The organism is Siminovitchia sp. FSL W7-1587 (assembly GCF_037963795.1).
Lineage (GTDB): Bacteria > Bacillota > Bacilli > Bacillales > Bacillaceae_C > Siminovitchia > Siminovitchia thermophila.
Window position 1 is genome coordinate 196,670 of sequence record NZ_CP150169.1, and the last position, 13,448, is coordinate 210,117.

12 protein-coding genes and 1 pseudogene are annotated in these 13,448 nt (G+C 41.5%); 4 read left to right on the forward strand and 9 right to left on the reverse strand.

All coding sequences use genetic code 11. The features are described from left to right. Window positions 1–125: 125 nt before the first annotated feature. Complete coding sequence (gene sda, locus NST31_RS00935; RefSeq protein ID WP_077112101.1) at window positions 126–248, forward strand: sporulation histidine kinase inhibitor Sda; 123 nt, start codon at window positions 126–128, stop codon at window positions 246–248. Between the two features lie 53 nt (window positions 249–301). Here sda and NST31_RS00940 read toward each other — a convergent pair. Beyond that, a pseudogene (locus NST31_RS00940) lies at window positions 302–1,088 on the reverse strand (DUF2935 domain-containing protein). A 213-nt stretch (window positions 1,089–1,301) separates the two neighbouring features. On the opposite strand from NST31_RS00940, the gene NST31_RS00945 reads away from it, so the two are divergent. After that, window positions 1,302–1,742, forward strand: coding sequence for a transposase (locus NST31_RS00945; RefSeq protein ID WP_077112103.1), 441 nt, complete (start codon window positions 1,302–1,304; stop codon window positions 1,740–1,742). Here the strand turns inward: NST31_RS00945 and odhB are convergent. Further along, a complete protein-coding gene (gene odhB / locus NST31_RS00950; RefSeq protein WP_077112105.1) occupies window positions 1,696–2,964 on the reverse strand; it encodes a 2-oxoglutarate dehydrogenase complex dihydrolipoyllysine-residue succinyltransferase in 1,269 nt (422 codons plus the stop codon). The genes NST31_RS00945 and odhB overlap by 47 nt on opposite strands. 37 nt (window positions 2,965–3,001) lie before the next feature. Continuing rightward, window positions 3,002–5,842: a 2-oxoglutarate dehydrogenase E1 component gene (locus tag NST31_RS00955; RefSeq protein WP_077112107.1), complete on the reverse strand. Its 2,841-nt coding sequence runs from the start codon at window positions 5,840–5,842 to the stop codon at window positions 3,002–3,004. A gap of 334 nt (window positions 5,843–6,176) precedes the next feature. Here NST31_RS00955 and NST31_RS00960 point away from each other — a divergent pair, with 334 nt between their 5' ends. Together NST31_RS00960 and NST31_RS00965 are read left to right on the forward strand one after the other, a co-directional pair. Continuing rightward, window positions 6,177–6,650 (forward strand): hypothetical protein, encoded by a 474-nt coding sequence (locus tag NST31_RS00960; protein ID WP_077112109.1) that lies wholly within the window; start codon window positions 6,177–6,179, stop codon window positions 6,648–6,650. Window positions 6,651–6,691: 41 nt separating this feature from the next. Beyond that, window positions 6,692–7,969, forward strand: coding sequence for an MFS transporter (locus tag NST31_RS00965; RefSeq protein WP_236017141.1), 1,278 nt, complete (start codon window positions 6,692–6,694; stop codon window positions 7,967–7,969). A gap of 734 nt (window positions 7,970–8,703) precedes the next feature. On the opposite strand, the gene NST31_RS00970 is transcribed toward NST31_RS00965, so the two are convergent. The 6 genes from NST31_RS00970 to NST31_RS00995 form a co-directional block, all read right to left on the reverse strand. Beyond that, window positions 8,704–8,931 (reverse strand): hypothetical protein, encoded by a 228-nt coding sequence (locus NST31_RS00970; protein WP_077110327.1) that lies wholly within the window; start codon window positions 8,929–8,931, stop codon window positions 8,704–8,706. Window positions 8,932–9,268: 337 nt separating this feature from the next. Continuing rightward, on the reverse strand, window positions 9,269–9,454 hold the full coding sequence (locus NST31_RS00975; protein WP_077110326.1) for an H-type small acid-soluble spore protein: 186 nt from the start codon (window positions 9,452–9,454) through the stop codon (window positions 9,269–9,271). A 64-nt stretch (window positions 9,455–9,518) separates the two neighbouring features. Further along, window positions 9,519–10,478, reverse strand: a complete 960-nt coding sequence (locus NST31_RS00980) for a siderophore ABC transporter substrate-binding protein (RefSeq protein ID WP_077110325.1) — start codon at window positions 10,476–10,478, stop codon at window positions 9,519–9,521. A gap of 19 nt (window positions 10,479–10,497) precedes the next feature. Next, window positions 10,498–11,256: an ATP-binding cassette domain-containing protein gene (locus NST31_RS00985; protein WP_077110324.1), complete on the reverse strand. Its 759-nt coding sequence runs from the start codon at window positions 11,254–11,256 to the stop codon at window positions 10,498–10,500. Continuing rightward, window positions 11,253–12,206: an iron chelate uptake ABC transporter family permease subunit gene (locus NST31_RS00990; RefSeq protein WP_077110323.1), complete on the reverse strand. Its 954-nt coding sequence runs from the start codon at window positions 12,204–12,206 to the stop codon at window positions 11,253–11,255. Before NST31_RS00990 ends, NST31_RS00985 begins: the two co-directional genes overlap by 4 nt. Then, on the reverse strand, window positions 12,199–13,149 hold the full coding sequence (locus NST31_RS00995) for an ABC transporter permease (RefSeq protein ID WP_077110322.1): 951 nt from the start codon (window positions 13,147–13,149) through the stop codon (window positions 12,199–12,201). The genes NST31_RS00990 and NST31_RS00995 overlap by 8 nt, the downstream gene beginning before the upstream one ends. Window positions 13,150–13,448: the final 299 nt, after the last annotated feature.

Sequence of the window (13,448 nt, forward strand, 5' to 3'; positions counted from 1 at the left end):
ATCGTCTACAGCAAAAAAATTATAGATAAAAACAATGAAAACCCTTACCTTTTCACCAGAAAAAAGGTATAATGGTAGGTGAAGAACAAGAATTATTCAACTTTCACGAGGAGGTTTTTGCCTGCATGAAAATTTTAAGCAACGAACAGCTTGTAGCAGCCTACCGAGACGCGAAGAAGAATAATCATGGTACAGAATGGATTCGACTATTGAAAATGGAAATAAGGAAACGTGGTTTAAATCCCTAATAAACAAATCATTTATTATTTTTTTAGAAATAAAGCGTGCGATCAAGCACGCTTTATTTGATTCGCGGCTTTGTTGGATCACATTCCGGGCATTGTTCTTTTGTAGATTCAGCCAGTTTCGTCAAATAATAGCATTCTTCCCGAAACATATGGTCAGCCATCAATGCCGGAAAAGTACCGAGTACTTGTGCTGAAATATTCAGTTCGAGCAATTCATTTAAAAACTTTTGAAAAGCCTGGATCTCCAGTTTACTTTCATCGTTCATCCGGTCTAAAGCCGGAAAATCATACTTCTTCGTACGTAAATAAAATACCCTGTGAATTCAACAGCTTTTAAATAAAACTGCTCAAAGTGGACTGTAAATAAATGGCTTTTTTCTTTCAGCTTCTTCACTATGGCATCCAAGTTGACATAAATGGCTTCCGCATGTCCATACGCACTTGCAGCCATAGCAAATGATGATGTAGCTCGTGGAGGATTGGAGGGGATTCATTTTTCTTAAAGTAACTTAAAATGCGTTCATATTCTTCCAATTCATTGATGGTATGGTTAATAAATGTAGGAGAAAGCTGGATCTTCACTTTTTTGGCGAGTTGTTTTTCAAGCAGCGAGAGCTTAAACTTCTTCAATTCCCTGACACTGCCTTCTGAACGCAATGTTAAGTCATAGAACGGTCCGGTGCTTTCAAGTTGGCGTGCTTCAAAAAGAAGCTCATCAAATACCTTTTTGAACCGCTTTGCTTCACCGATCGCCCGATTTTCTTCAGGGCTTAAAGAATCAAGGATAAACGTTGAATGATCTCCCAGGACTTGTAGCCAAAATTCATGTTCAAATTTCAACGCATTAAGGGACCTTTGCTTCCGAGGAAGCTGAAGAGACCTGCGGAAAGCGAATATTTTCGACGTAGCGATGATAGGGATTTTTTAACATAAATAAAGGGACTGTCCAAAAAGTCGGTGAAAATCGATTTTCTCTGTGACAGCCTTTTCCTTTTCACTTCTCCTTTTATCAAAACATATATACAAAAAATCGTCCCATCTAGTAAAATGTAAGTGACCAAACAAACATTAAATATGATCTATGAAGAGATGAAGGCAAAGGCCAAGACAGCCCTTGAATGTGAAGAGATCGCAGAAATCTACTCCCGGCGGAAGAACGAGATAGAAAGTGTGTTCGGTCACATCAAGGGCAATCGGTCGTTCCGCCGATTCTCCCTGCGGGGACTCAAAAAGGTCCACGTGGCATTCGGGATTGTGGCCCTGGCCCATAACTTCCTGAATGTGGCGGGCATTCGCCAGCTGCTTTCAGGGGGAGACCCGAAAAATACAAAATCAGGCGAAAGAAAACAAACCGTTTTCCTCCGCCTGATTTATTTTAGGGGCTTTTTGGACAGTCCCTTTTTGCTATTTTTTATTTACTTATGCCCCAGCCTCAGGTATAAACATCTTATCCTTCTAGCAGGAGGTCTTCCGGATTCTCAAGAAGTTTTTTGACCGTGACGAGGAATCCAACAGCCTCTTTTCCATCAATGACACGATGATCATATGAAAGGGCAACATACATCATCGGACGATTTTCCATGCGCTCTGCATCAATTGCTACCGGGCGGGTTTGAATGGTGTGCATCCCCAGAATCCCAACTTGATTGCCATTTAAGATTGGCGTTGATAACAAGGATCCAAACACTCCGCCATTCGTAATCGTAAAAGTTCCCCCTTGCAAGTCGCTTAAGGAGAGTTTGTTGTCGCGTGCTCTCAAGGCAACAGAAAGAATATCTGCTTCAATTTCGGCAAAGTTTTTCCGGTCACAGTCGCGAATAACCGGAACGACAAGGCCCTCGTCAGTGGAAACAGCGACTCCGATATCATAGTACTTTTTCAAGACTAGCTCGTTGCCATCAAGCTCTGAATTAACTGCCGGATATTTTTTCAATGCAGCGACAACGGCTTTAGTAAAGAACGACATAAAGCCAAGGCGTACATCGTGCTCTTCGAAAAATTTATCCTTTTTCTTTTTGCGAAGCTCCATGACAGCAGTCATATCAATTTCATTGAAAGTCGTGAGCATAGCTGCTGTTTGCTGTACTTCAACAAGCCGCTTTGCAATCGTTTGACGGCGGCGAGACAAGCGGACTCTTTCCACCGGCTTTCCAAATTCCTGCGATTGTGGTGGTTCTTGTTTTGGAGCAGCAGCCGGAGTTGGCGCTGCTTGTGGTTGAGCAGGCTGGTTGGAATAGGATTCTACGTCTTGCTTACGAACCCTGCCCAGCGGATCGACAGTCGGAACAGCCGACAAGTCAATTCCTTTTTCCCTTGCCAATTTGCGTGCCGCAGGGGAAGCAACCGGACGATCTGTTGCAGTTTGAGCCTGCTCTTCTTGTTTTTCTTCTTGGGCTTGCCCTTTTGGCTGTTCTGTTTGGGCAGGCTGAGGGGCTTCCTCTTTTGCCGGAGCCGGAGCAGGTTCACTTGCCCCTGCGGATGCTCCGGCTTCCACGATTGCTATCACATCGCCGACCTGAACCGTCTCTCCCTCTTCCGCTTTTAGCTCTTTAACGACTCCTGCTTCTTCGGATATGATCTCAACGTTTACTTTGTCTGTTTCCAATTCAACAATATACTCGCCCTTTTCCACATAGTCTCCGGGTTTTTTTAACCATTGGGCGATAGTTCCTTCCATAATCGATTCTGCCAACTCTGGTACTTTAATTTCGGCCACTTTGAAATCCTCCTCTAACTTTACGGGTAAATTCAGCTTAGTTGTTTTTTGTCAATGCTTCATTAATAATGCGGCTTTGTTCCTGCCTGTGAACAGTCGGGTCACCCTCTGACGGGCTTGAACGCTTGCGGCGCCCAATATACTTGACATCCACACCTTCAGGGGCTATATCCCAAAGGTAGGACACTGCATGACTCCAGCCCCCCATATTTTTAGGTTCTTCCTGAACCCATACCAACTCTTTAACGTTTGGATAACGCGAAATAATGTTGGTTATTTCTTTTTTCGGGAATGGATACAGTTCTTCTACCCTTAAAATATGGATCCAATCTGTATTGTCTGCATCTTTTAGGCTCTCTTCCAAATCAATGGATACCTTTCCGCTGCAAAGGATGATCCGTTCAACCGTTTCAGCCTTCTCTCCCAGACCTTTTTGTTCAATTATCGACCTGAATTCGCCATTGGTCAATTCTTCAACGTCTGCGGCCGCAAGCGGATGACGCAGCAAGCTTTTAGGTGTCATTAGAACAAGCGGTTTCACTTCATCTTTTTTCAGTATGGCTGCCTGTCTTCGTAAGATGTGAAAATATTGTGCCGCCGTCGATAGATTGGCTACGATCCAGTTATTTTCTGCAGCACTTTGCAGGAACCTTTCCACTCTTCCGCTCGAATGCTCCGGCCCCTGGCCTTCATAACCATGTGGCAACAGCATGACGAGTCCTGATTTTTGCCCCCATTTGGCACGGCCCGAAGAAATAAATTGGTCAAAATAAACTTGGGCCATATTGGCAAAGTCTCCGAACTGGGCTTCCCACAACACAAGCGTTTCTGGTGCGAAAACGTTGTAGCCGTATTCAAACCCGACTACTGCCGCTTCGGTCAAAGGACTGTTATAAACGACGAAAGATGAATTTACATCACTTAAATGATGCATCGGGATGTATTCTTCACCCGTTTTTACGTCGTGTAAAACAAGATTGCGCTGCGCAAATGTTCCACGCTGGGAATCTTGCCCCGTTAAACGGATAGGGGTCCCATCTTTCAAAATAGATCCAAAAGCAAGTGCCTCAGCATGGGCCCAATCTATTTTCCCTTTTTCTTTAAAAACGTTTTCCCTGCGCTGCAATATCCGTTTTAATCTGCCGAATACATGAAAGTTATCCGGCCACTTTAATAATTCATCATTTATATTGGAAAGAATCTTTTCATTTACGGCCGTTTGTACCTTTGGCAGTTTATTGATATACTCCGGAGGATTCATGACGATGTCCGGATTGTCTTTTGTTTTAGGAACTTTGTCGTAAGCTTTTTGTAACGACTCTTGAATTTTTTCATCAATTTGCTTGATTTCTTCCTTCGTTACGTGGCCTTCTTCAAGCAATTGTTCCGCATACTGTTCTTTGATTGTTTTATGGTTTTTAATCATGTTATACATGATTGGGTTTGTCACCATGGGCTCATCCATTTCGTTATGCCCAAAGCGGCGGTAACCGATTAAATCAATAATAAAGTCTTTATGGAAGTTTTGTCTATATTCATGGGCGAGCGTTGCTGCCGCCAGAACCGCTTCCGGATCATCGGCATTGACGTGCACGATTGGCACTTCAAAACCTTTCGCAACATCAGAGGCGTATAAAGTCGAACGCGAGTCTCGGCTTTCGGTTGTAAACCCAATCATATTGTTTGCAATAATATGAATGGAGCCTCCGGTGTTATACCCTCGCAAACGGCCCATATTCAGCGTTTCCTGCACAATTCCCTCGCCAGGAAAAGCAGCGTCCCCATGCACAACAATGGCAAGGCAATTATCCATATCTTGTTCAGGATATCCAGGGACATTGCGATTCTCCTGCGCTGCCCGTGTAAAGCCGTCGACGACCGGATTGACTACTTCAAGATGGCTCGGATTGTTGGCTAAAGTAATTCTCGTTGTTGCGGTGTTCCCACGCTTCAGCTTTCTGTCCGCACCAAGATGGTATTTGACGTCGCCTGTCCATCCGTAAGTAATTCCGATGGAACCTTCGGATGGAATTAACTCTTTATTAGGCGCATGTTGGAACTCGGAAAAAATTAATTCGTAAGGCTTTTCAAGGACATGTGCCAACACGTTAAGCCGTCCTCTATGGGCCATTCCGATATTGATCGTTCGCGTACCCTTTTCCACGTTCAAACTAATGATTTTATCCATTAACGGCACCAGAGCTTCAAGGCCTTCTATTGAAAATCGTTTTTGCCCCACAAAAGTGCGGTGAATAAATTTTTCAAACCCTTCGACTTCCGACAAGCGGGTTAACAAGGCTTTTTTTCGCTCTTTCGTTAATTTCGGATAGAAAACGCCTTCTTCTATCTTTTGTTGAAGCCAGTTTCTTTCGTCAAGCTCATGAACATGGTGGTATTCAAACGCCAATTTTTTTGTATATACCTCTTTTAAATGTTCAATCGCTTCATAGCCGTCCTTTAAACTTGATGGAGCATTGGGAGAAATGAATGATGCCGGTATTTGCTTCAAGTCAGCTTCGGTCAAATTATATTCAGACAACTCGAGCTTTCTTGTGTTTTTTTCCTTCCGCCGGATCGGGTTAATATCCGCAATCAGGTGCCCATATGTACGTATGTTATCCGCATACTTGACGGCTGCAACGATCTTGCTCAACTGGTTGTGGATGGCAGGCATCTGGAATGAAACATCAGCCTGGCCGACCGTTGTTGCGGCATTGGCTGTCGACGGTGCGCCCCACTTGTCGAACACTTCTTTCATCTCAGGATCAACACTGCTTGGGTCTTCCAAATACTTTTCGTACAATTCCATTACATACCCAAGGTTATGCCCCGAAAACTCCTGCCAGGGCGAATCTTGGAAAGATGCTTCGTTACTCATTTGTTTAAACCTCCACCATTTAAACCTCTGATTTTCATCTCTTTTTATGAAGCTTAGATAAATGCACATCCATTTTATCACTCAAATGAAACGAGTAAAAGCGTAATGACATCATTTTGACAAATTTTTATTTAACTGGGCATCTTAAGGTAAAATATCATCATATTTTATCGAATTTTGCTCACGATCCTTCTTTCATTAATATCTCTAAAATCCATATACCATCTTACTACTCTTTAAAAAAAATTCAAATAAATACGCTTTTTTTCTCCCTTGTTGCGCAACTTTTACATAAGCATATAATGTATCGAGTTGTTTCAAGGGAGGGAGGCGGATGTTTCCATGGAGCATGTTTCCATTTAATAACGACGAAATGAAGAATATTGCCGACAAAATGAACCCAGCAGATATTCAATCTTATGTATCGGAAATGATCAAAAAATATGTCCCTCCTCACATGGAAAATTCAAACGTTCCATTCAACTTCCAAACAGCGAACAGCTCCCAGGCGCAAGAAAAGGAACAACAAAAATTTCATGTAGATGTTTTTGAGACATTTGATCATATTTTTATAAGAATTCAATTGCCGGATGAAGAAACTCATAAACAGTTAAAAATATTCCATACGTCCAATCAAGCGATTATTGAAAATATGCCCGAACCAGGTAAGCGCCATACCATCATCTTGCCCAGCCTTGTAAAAAGGAAAGGTGCTACGGCTTTGGTTAAGGATCTCATTCTTGAAATTAAGATCCCCAAAATGGATGATATGCAGTTGACGGAAGTGGATGTGTCCGAAAAATTTTAAAAGACCGGGTAAAAAACAAAAAACGAGAAACAGTAATGGTAATGATTGATCTGAAAGGAAGAGCCATGGAAAAAACTCATACAAACAATGCAACAGCAGACAAAAAATGGGCTATTGTTTCCATTGCATCCATTCCGCTTATCATGACCCTGGGAAATTCCATGTTAATTCCCTTGTTACCCTTAATGGAAAAGAAACTGGACATTTCCAAATTGCAATCCAGTTACCTGATTACGGTTTATTCAATTGTTGCCATCTTTTTCATTCCGATTGCGGGATTTTTATCCGACAAGTTTGGGAGGAAAGTTGTGATCATCCCCTCGCTCGTCATGACAGGGATCGGCGGGCTCATTTCCGGATGGGCTGCCTGGAAAATGGAAAATCCATTCCTTTTAATGCTCGCAGGCAGGGTAATGCAGGGAATCGGGGCAGCCGGTGCTTTTCCGATTGTCCTGCCACTGGTGGGAGACATGTTTAAACGGGATAAAGATGTCAGTGCCACATTGGGCGTAATTGAAACTTCAAACACTTTCGGAAAAGTATTGAGCCCGATTCTCGGATCGTTATTGGCAGGCTTGGTTTGGTTTCTCCCCTTTTTTTCAATCCCGCTTTTTTCCCTTATCTCTTTGCTTCTTATTTTATTTTTGGTCAAAAAGCCTAAAGGGGACAAGCATGAGCTCTCATTTGGCAGATTTATTCATCATACGAAAAGTATTTTTGCGGAACATCGGCACTGGCTGATTGCTGTTTTTTTAATCGGCGCCATTTTAATGTTTGTTTTATTCGGTTTCTTGTTTTACTTATCATCAATTCTTGAGGAAGATTACCACTATGACGGTTTGAAAAAAGGTTTTTTACTTGCCATTCCGCTGGCAGCGCTTTGCATCGCTTCTTTTATTACTGGAAAAATCATGAAAGACAGCTTGCCAAAAATGAAGTGGATTTCCTTTTTCGGGATCGTTTTGGCAGGAGCCGCCGTCATCGCCCAAATGCTTTCAGATCAGTTTCTTTACTCCATCTCCGTTTTTGTATTTTGCGGTATTGGGATTGGGTCGGCACTTCCATGTTTGGATGCCCTTCTTACGCAAACTATCGAGAAAGATATGCGGGGAACAATTACATCTATCTTTAGTTCCATGAGATTTATCGGAGTTGCTGCCGGTCCTCCCGCAGTGGCCCTTCTTATGAAGTACAATAACCAGAGCGTTTTATTTGTGTTGGCGGGCCTTTCCATTATTGCGGCACTTTTAGCGTTAAAAGGAATTAACCCGGAAGGGAAAAAGGAAAAAACAGCGGATGTGAAACCGGCACTAAAGTGAGATTTTCTGTATTTTTACTTCTCTTGCTTGATGCTATTCAGTATGATTATGCGTTGTGTATCATTTGGGGTTAATCAAGGTATGAAAAGCGGTTGCTGATAGAACAACAAAAGCTATATATAATGAAACGGCTGGACACAACTAAATCAGCTGATGAAAAAACGAACAATAAAGTGAAACTTCATTCAGTAGGAGTTATCTTCCATCTCCTACTGATTGTTAGTTGAACCAATCGGGCATTTAGGGGCCGTTTGCTCACACTTGGACTTTTTGTATTCACTCAAGACTTTGAAGTGGGAGTCTTACGGCACCTTACATGCCGGATAAAGTGAAACTTCATTCAGTAGGAGTTATCTTCCATCTCCTACTGATTGTTAGTTGAACCAATCGGGCATTTAGGGGCCGTTTCTCCCACTTAGACCTTTTGTATTCACTCAAGATTTTGAAGTGGGAGTCTACGGCACCTTACATGCGGGATCAATTGTCCCAGTGTATCATACGCAGGCTTTTAGCGTAGTCAAAATAGGCAGACTCCTGCGGGAATAGCTCAAGCTGAAGATACCGCAGGAAAGCGACCTTTGCTTTCCGAGGAAGCTGAAGAGACCTGTGGTAAGCGAAATATGTTGACGTAGCGATGGTAGGGATTTTTTAATACAAATAAACCGAACAATTATAAATGAATTGTTCGGTTTTTCTATTTCGTATTTGCTTATGTCCCAGCCGTTTCAAATTTATTATTTCTTTTTTTTACGTAACTCATTTAAATCTTCAAACTTTTCGAACAGCTCATTTACGCACTCTTTGCTACTGTATTTACCATTACCATACTTGACAATGTCTAACTTTGCATAAATAAGCTTTAAAAAAGATTTTGCCTCTTTCTCGCTTAAATGATTTATCGTCTTTAGGATATCATCGTATAGATTTTCAGCTTCTTCTCCAGCTATTTTTCCTTTGGACATTTTGCACATCCCTTTTAAAGTTTTGCTATTAGATTAACATATTATGGTAAGTTTATAAATCAAAGGAAAATGTTAATGAGCTAATATATGCTCTTTTTCATCCAACAATTCATCACAACGTTGATGACGGAAGAAAAAACATCGTGAACAATCACACCGCTACATTATTGAGCGCCAGGGCGTCTTGTCCATTTTCAAGGGCAGGTTTTTACTGATCGCCAACCTTCCAAAAGTGGCGGGCATCCTCCAGGGGAGGTCCGCCAAATGGAAAATCAGCCGGGAGAAAACGATTTGTTTTCTTTCCGACTGATTGATATGAGGAGGCTTTTAGCCCCCCTTATTCTTCGGTTAACTGTGAAATTTCCACGGTCGTTGGTTCTTTCGTGGAACCCGCCCCCCGTAAATGCACAGTGGCGGTTGTTTCATCATGATGCAATTGATCAATCCATACGGATGTGCCATTGTATGTCACTTCAATATCAGCGGGAGAAGATAGGATTTGCCTCACGCGCTTTGCATCCAATAGTCTCACTCCGATCCTTTTCTACTATCTTTGGATACAGATGAGAATTTTATTCAGACCAAGATTAGAAAGCTTTCTCAACCTCTCCGATCATTTCTTCCATGGATTGTAAACCCCCGCCGGAAAGATACCAATAATCGGCATCTAAATAAATGATCTTTTCATTTTTAAAAGCATTGGTCTTTTTAACAAGGTCGTTTTCAACCGTCTCTTTTGCAGGAGTTGCATCCTCTTCAAGCGCCGCATTGCGGTCAATGACGAATAAAATGTCAGGATTTTTCTCCAAAATATATTCAAATGAAATTCCTTGACCGTGCGTGGATGCCTCAATTTTTTCATCCGCCGGTTTAAAACCGAGCACATCATGAATCAATCCAAATCTTGAACTTGGGCCATAAGCACTTACTTTCCCTTCGTTTGCTAATACCACAAGGGCTTTTTGATCCATTGAAGTTGCTTTTTCATTGATGGCTGTAATTTGCTTTTCAATATCCTCTATTTCGGCTTGAACTTCTGTTTCTTTATCAAAAATCTTGCCGACTGTTTCCATATTCTTTTTGAAGGAATCCATATAGTTGCCATAATCGAAACCGACATAAACGGTCGGGGCAATTTCGGCAAATTGGTCATACAAATCAGCCTGGCGCCCGGAAATAAAGATCACATCAGGTTTTAACGAGTCAATTGCTTCAAAATCAGGTTCTTTCAGGCTCCCCAGATTTTTATAGTCCTTACCGGAATATTTATCCAAATACGCAGGGACCGTTGCTTGAGGAAGACCTGCCACCTTTATGCCAAGCTTATCCAGTGTATCCAAAATGCCAAAATCAAAAACTACAACGTTCTCAGGATTTTTGTTGACTTTCGCTTCGCCATACTCATGCTCGATTGTAATCGTTTCTTCTTTTTTATCAGGTTCCTTCTTCTCTTCACCTTTTGAACCAGATGATTCATTGCTTGCTCCGCAAGCACTTAATGTAAATGCCAGCAAGCCGGCCATCATGAAAAATAACCATTTCTTCATTGTATTCATCTCCTCTTTATCAAGAATAATAAACGCAAATTCTGCAATTATTTACATTTTTAATTGGTATATCCATGTCATATATTTCTCTTAGTGAATCGGACTGTATGATTTCCTTCGTTGGACCATCTTTTACGACTTTGCCATTTTTCATGGCAACAATCCGGTCCGAATAGACGGAGGCAAAGTTAATATCATGAAGAACGATGACAACCGTCTTTCCGAGTTCATCGACAAGTCTCCTTAACATTTTCATAATTTGCACCGAATGTTTCATGTCAAGGTTATTCAACGGTTCATCCAGTAAAATATAATCTGTGTCCTGCGCGATCACCATGGCAATGAATGCCCGTTGCCGCTGGCCCCCCGATAGTTCATCTAAATAGGTATCTTGCATGGTTAATAAATCCATATAAGTTAAGGCTTCATCTACCTTGATTTCATCCTCTGCCGTCAAGCGTCCTTTCGAATAAGGAAATCTGCCAAAAGACACAAGCTCACGAATGGTTAGTTTTACATGTAAAAAATTGGACTGTTTCAGAATCGAAACTTTTTTCGATATTTCATCTGATGAAAGCTTCTTCATATCTCTCTTGTCCAATAACACTTCTCCCGTATCCGCCTCTAATAACCTGCTCACCATCGATAACAATGTCGACTTTCCAGCCCCGTTTGGACCGATAAAAGATGTGATTTGGCCACGGTGAATGTCTACTGTTACATCTTCTACCACTTTCGCTTTTCCATATAATTTCGATAATCCCCGTACCATAATCATGGTGATCGACTCTCCTTTAATAATAAATAAAGAAAATATGCTCCTCCGACAAAGTTAATGATGACACTCAGCGTAGTGGAAAAAGTGAAGATGCGCTCAACAGCCCATTGTCCTCCCACAAGCGCGATGATGCTCATAAAGACGGCTCCGGTAATATGGACCCTGTGCTTATAGGTTGAAAAAAATTGATAGGACAAATTTGCCACGATCAGTCCGAAAAATGTGATCGGACCCACTAACGCCGTAGAAACGGCAATCAAAATAGCTGTTATGACAAGCATATTTCTGGCGATTTTTTCGTAAGCTATGCCAAGGTTCACCGCGATATCACGACCCAGCAACATCACGTCCAAGAAACCAACGGAACGCCAGCCAATGGCAAAAACGATACAAATGATAAAGAACGCGAGCCAGACAAGATCGCCATTTACATTATTAAAACTTGCAAACATCCGGTCTTGAACCATAAGAAATTCGTTGGGATCAATCAGTACTTGCAAAAATGTACTGATACTTTGAAAAAATGTCCCTATAATAATACCGACCAGGAGTAAAAAATAGATTGATTGCTGCCCTTTTTTAAATAACAGCCGGTACAACAACAAGGCAAAAACAATCATGACCCCGATTGACAAAAGAAAATTCACTTGTTTGTTCACTACAGTGATGTGTTCCGAGCCCAGAAAAAAAATAAAAACAGTTTGTATCAACAGGTACAAAGAATCAAGACCGATAATGCTCGGTGTCAATATGCGGTTGTTTGTTACTGTTTGAAAAACAACCGTAGAATATGAAACGGCCGCACCTGTCAAAACCATTGCCAACAGCTTAATAGCCCGACGCGGCAACGCGTAATCATAACTTCCATTCAAATCGTGAAACAAGTATAGGAAGCATAAACCAACGGCGATGAGGAAAAGGCTGCTCATTTTAATGATATTACTACGCATATGCCTTCCTCCGAAAAAGCAAATATAAGAAAATACCGCTGCCTATAATGCCCACCATTAAACTAATGGAAATTTCATATGGGTAAATTAAAACGCGGCCCAAAACATCACATGCCAAAAGAAATATGGCTCCGAGCAATGCCGTGTAAGGCAAGGTTTTTTTCATATGGTCGCCCATAAAGATAGATATGATGTTTGGTATAATCAAACCTAAAAAAGGAATCATCCCTACCGTTAATACGACTGTTGCCGTTACAAGTGAAACGAGTATCAAGCCGATATTGACGGTTTGCTTATAGGAAAGTCCAAGATTTTTCGCAAAATCTTCTCCCATTCCGGCAACCGTGAATCGATGGGCGAAGAAGTAAGCTAACAATATAATGGGTATGCTTATGTACAGCAGCTCATATCGGCCTTTCATGATCATTGAAAAGTCACCCTGCAGCCATGCTGACATGTTTTGGATCACATCGGCCTTATAGGCAAAAAACGTTGTTATGGACGATAATATATTTCCAAACATGAGTCCGACGAGCGGAATAAAAATAGCGTCTTTAAATTTAATGCGATTGAGGATATTCATAAACAAAAACGAACCCGCAAGCGCAAATGCAAATGCCACTGACATTTTTACGAGCATTGCAGCGTTGGAGAACAAAAGCATGGAGACAAGGATCCCCAGTCTTGTTGCATCCAAAGTTCCGGCTGTTGTAGGCGAAACAAATTTGTTTCGGCTTAATTGCTGCATGATCAGCCCACAAATGCTCATACCCGCTCCTGCTAAAATGATGGATATAAGCCGCGGAAGCCGGCTGACCAGAAATACTTCTGTTTCTTCTGATGAAAAATCGAGTAAATCTAAAGGAGTAATATCGCTGACTCCTATAAACAAAGAAAGAGCACATAAAAAAAGAAGGATTAAAACGAAATATGTTATTCTCACGGACCACCCACCAACATTTTCTATCTGTTTTCACCGAAAGTGATAATCATTATCAATTGGTGTCATACTCATTATAGCACTGCAAAAATGGGTGTCAATCACTAATTGAAAATTTTTCTCAATTAATCAGGGCTGTGTCACCAATAATGAATTGCATCACAATCAAAGCCGCGCAAACACAAATAAGGCGTTCCCCCTGAAGAAAACACCTTTCGTTCATTCAAATGGCGAGCCGTCAGACAACCGCCATTCCTTTCGTGTTCAATTTTTCTGAGAATCTCTTGGTCGCATGATCATTC

Coding starts and splice junctions, on each gene's coding strand:
- NST31_RS00970 (WP_077110327.1), bottom strand. CDS start 8,931: ATGTCCAAAGGAAAAATAGCTGGAGAAGAAGCTGAAAATCTATACGAT.
- NST31_RS00965 (WP_236017141.1), top strand. CDS start 6,692: ATGATTGATCTGAAAGGAAGAGCCATGGAAAAAACTCATACAAACAAT.
- sda (WP_077112101.1), top strand. CDS start 126: ATGAAAATTTTAAGCAACGAACAGCTTGTAGCAGCCTACCGAGACGCG.
- NST31_RS00955 (WP_077112107.1), bottom strand. CDS start 5,842: ATGAGTAACGAAGCATCTTTCCAAGATTCGCCCTGGCAGGAGTTTTCG.
- NST31_RS00990 (WP_077110323.1), bottom strand. CDS start 12,206: ATGCGTAGTAATATCATTAAAATGAGCAGCCTTTTCCTCATCGCCGTT.
- NST31_RS00980 (WP_077110325.1), bottom strand. CDS start 10,478: ATGAAGAAATGGTTATTTTTCATGATGGCCGGCTTGCTGGCATTTACA.
- NST31_RS00985 (WP_077110324.1), bottom strand. CDS start 11,256: ATGATTATGGTACGGGGATTATCGAAATTATATGGAAAAGCGAAAGTG.
- NST31_RS00960 (WP_077112109.1), top strand. CDS start 6,177: ATGTTTCCATGGAGCATGTTTCCATTTAATAACGACGAAATGAAGAAT.